At 61.8% G+C, this 445-nt stretch carries 1 protein-coding gene; it reads left to right on the top strand.

Annotated features, from left to right (window positions below):
* Positions 1-70: 70 nt before the first annotated feature.
* On the top strand, positions 71-445 hold a 375-nt coding region (locus HWX76_RS36460), incomplete at its 3' end, for a DUF1566 domain-containing protein (protein ID WP_176017115.1).

The following is a 445-nucleotide window of genomic DNA, read 5'->3' as shown; positions in this document are numbered from 1 at the left end:
CGAGTTGCGCGCCCGCGCCGTCCGCAGATTGTCGATTTAACCCTTCATCCATTCACAATCGGAGCATGCAATGACAATCACGCTGGAACAGATCGAAGCAGATCACGCGCGCATCGGCGCGATGAACGACGAGTTCAAGAAGCAGCCGAGAGCAACCGAGTACCACGTCGACGCCGTCACCATCCCGCTCGCGGCCGGCGAGCGCATCGCCGGCCAGATTCTTCTCGAAGACGGATCGTTGAGCCACTATCTGATTCTCCTGCCGGGGGAGGCCGAAGATCTGGATTGGGAGGCGGCGAAGGCATGGGCCGCCGAACGTGGCGGCGAACTGCCGACGCGGCGGGAGCAATCGCTCCTGTTCGCCAATCTGAAGGGCGAGTTCGAGCCGACCTATTACTGGTCCGGTGAACGCCACGAATCGAATTCCGGCTGGGCGTGGTACCAG

This window comes from Burkholderia sp. BCC0398 (assembly GCF_902833245.1).
GTDB lineage: Bacteria > Pseudomonadota > Gammaproteobacteria > Burkholderiales > Burkholderiaceae > Burkholderia > Burkholderia sola.
Note: the sequence above shows the minus strand (reverse complement) of the source record. Positions and strands in the feature narration are given on the sequence as shown.